1 protein-coding gene is annotated in these 453 nt (G+C 33.1%); it reads right to left on the bottom strand.

Translation table 11 applies throughout. From position 1 onward, the window contains the following. A partial coding sequence (locus AYC59_RS00475; RefSeq protein WP_156445422.1) for a hypothetical protein occupies positions 1-433 on the bottom strand: 433 nt, incomplete at its 3' end. Positions 434-453 lie beyond the last annotated feature (20 nt).

The following is a 453-nucleotide window of genomic DNA, read 5'->3' as shown; positions in this document are numbered from 1 at the left end:
CACCTATTCTTCTACCACTACTTTCACCAAAATTAAATATATATTCAGAACTAGTATTCCATCCAGCTAATCTTCCAAAAGTAAATTGATAAGAACCTGTAGCACTATCTCCAGCACTTTCACCAACAACTATCTTATTATGTCCCCAACCAGCTTGTCCAGCCCTGTTTCCTATATATAGAGCATATTTACCACCAACACCCTGTACATTATCTCCTAAATATATTATCTTTTCCGGGTTCCACATTATATTTTTTTCACCGATTTCTAAGTTATTAGGTGCTGCAGTCATATCATTATGATTTCCAAATACTGTTGCATTGTTCCCTCCTCCATTATTACATGTACCTGTTAGTGTATATGCTGTTTTACGTATAGTTGAATGTACAGCACATATATATATATACATTAGTTTTCTAGTTATTACTTTCATTTTGTCTCCTAATGATTAAA

It is taken from the genome of Pseudostreptobacillus hongkongensis (assembly GCF_001559795.1).
Classification (GTDB): Bacteria; Fusobacteriota; Fusobacteriia; order Fusobacteriales; family Leptotrichiaceae; genus Pseudostreptobacillus; species Pseudostreptobacillus hongkongensis.
This window is presented reverse-complemented; position numbering and strand designations above follow the sequence as displayed.